Origin of the sequence: Streptomyces sp. AB3(2024), from assembly GCF_041862025.1 — a bacterium.
In the GTDB taxonomy this organism is placed as follows: domain Bacteria; phylum Actinomycetota; class Actinomycetes; order Streptomycetales; family Streptomycetaceae; genus Streptomyces.
This window is the reverse complement of the sequence record NZ_JBGWAB010000297.1, coordinates 1-1,771: the sequence shown is the minus strand read 5'-3', so window position 1 is coordinate 1,771 and position 1,771 is coordinate 1. Positions and strand designations below refer to the sequence as shown.

The 1,771-nt window shown below is 68.2% G+C and carries 1 protein-coding gene and 2 pseudogenes; 1 reads left to right on the top strand and 2 read right to left on the bottom strand.

Annotated elements, in window-relative coordinates:
- Positions 1-108: 108 nt before the first annotated feature.
- Positions 109-303 (bottom strand): annotated as a pseudogene (locus tag ACEPPI_RS40435) (IS630 family transposase); the annotation flags it as partial.
- A 375-nt stretch (positions 304-678) separates the two neighbouring features.
- Here ACEPPI_RS40435 and ACEPPI_RS40430 point away from each other — a divergent pair.
- Entirely contained in the window at positions 679-1,071 is a 393-nt protein-coding gene (locus tag ACEPPI_RS40430; RefSeq protein ID WP_373920227.1) for a hypothetical protein, read from the top strand.
- A 423-nt stretch (positions 1,072-1,494) separates the two neighbouring features.
- On the opposite strand, the pseudogene ACEPPI_RS40425 reads toward ACEPPI_RS40430, so the two are convergent.
- A pseudogene (locus ACEPPI_RS40425) lies at positions 1,495-1,674 on the bottom strand (hypothetical protein); the annotation flags it as partial.
- Between the last annotated feature and the right edge of the window lie 97 nt (positions 1,675-1,771).

The window sequence follows — 1,771 nt, the reverse complement described above, 5'->3', positions numbered from 1 at the left end:
CGACCATCCGCACCGCACGACGGCGCAGCTCAAGCGGGTACTGGGAAGGACGTGCCATGACTCGATCCTCTCAAATGATCGAGTCCCCACCAAACCCGGAACGGTTCAGATCACATCGCGGACAGTGTCCTCGTCCGCCTGCACCAGATGGGCGATTACCGGGACGCGGTTCCCGCCGGCCGAGGCCAGCAGCATCATCGCCCGCCGGTAGCGCACCGAACTGGTGCTACCCCGACGCACGATCCGCTGCAGCTTCTGCCCTTCCTGGTCGGTCAGTCTGCGCACACGGACAGGCTCGGCCACCGCACCTCCACGGGTCGGATCGGACGTCACCGCACATCCAACCGCCCCGACCACCAACCCGGCGAACCAACCCGGTCACAGCACTACGAACGGCTGGACCGCCTGGAGGCCGCGCTCGCCCCGGAGAGGGTTGTACCGAGCGGGGGCTGAACCGTGGGCTGGACGGTTGCTTCCAGCTATTTCGTCAGCGTGTCGAGTGCCTTCCTCGCCTCACCCAACAAGTCGCTGACCTGGCGCAGAGCATCTTCCTGGGCGTCGGCGGGCTTGCTGGCCGTTCCAGCGGAGGAGGCCTGGCCCGGCTCCCGCCTCGGATACCGTGTTGCTCTACGGGGTGCCATAACGGATGTGGCGCCCCCCACCGGAGGTAGTCAGCGTATGAGTTCAAAGCGCAGCAAGAATCCAGCCCTGCCCGTGCTTGACGACGCATTCCGACTCGCGTCGGTCAAGGACGCCGAAGAGTCCACCCGTGACTTGGCCGCGCGGCTGGCCACCACCGAGCTGCGCCGCGTTTCCCACCCGGGCCGGGTCACCTGGGAGCCCACCGATCAGGCCGAGCCCCTTTCGGTCCCGCCGACTGTGGTCGACGGTGACGGGGACCTGTGGCTGCGGGACCGGGGCACTGGCACCTGGACCATGCCCGAGTTCAACCCGAAGGAGTTCCCGGCCCGCTGTGGCGAGGTTCTGACGTGGAACGAGCTTGCCTGCGAGTTCGGCCCGCTTACCGCACTGGCCGATGACCGCCGCATCGGCGGCGGCCGGCGTCGCTGACCGCGCAGCCTTCTGGGATGGCCGCGCCCCTGAAGCGCCCGTTACGGGTAGCTGGGAGCTCCAGCTCACCGCCGAGGGACCAGCTGGGTAGCGGTCGGCCTTCAGTTGCCGTGGTGAGCGCGCGGCCCAGCTCGCCGATCGACTGGTGCCAGTCGGCCAACTGCCCGAGCAGGCCGCGCACCAGCGTCGAAAGCGGCCAGGGCGACACGTTCAGTGCAACACCGCCGCGCATCGCGCTCTGACCTGCGGTGATGCCTCGGATAGAGGTTCGTGGAATCGGTGTTGCACCTCGCGTTGCAGGCCCGCGCCATGTCCGGGCGGAGCCGCCGGCCGCCGACAGCACGAGGCCCCGGGCGATGACGCCCGGGGCCTCTCTGTGCACTTCGCTCGACCGTCCTGTTCAACGACCAGCCGCAGCCGGTGTCACGCCCAGTCCACGCCCAGCTTCGCGAGGGCGGCGAGCTGGTCGGCGGTGAGCTTGTCCCGCCGGCTCTTGGTGTTGGAGACCCACACACCCAGCTTCACGACGACCGGCTCCGCCTCGCCCTCGACCGCGATCTCCTCCCCGTGGGCCCTGGGGACGGGCCGATGGGTGCGATCTCTCGGTTTAGGGACAGTGGTGTGAGAGACAGTGGCCTCTTGGGGTGTTGGTGCTGGTCAAGGCTTGCTCTGAGATCGGGTGTCACTGTCTTTGATGTGA

Bases quoted from the DNA above. Each gene is read 5' to 3' on its own strand.
- ACEPPI_RS40430 (WP_373920227.1), top strand. From the start codon at position 679: ATGAGTTCAAAGCGCAGCAAGAATCCAGCCCTGCCCGTGCTTGACGAC.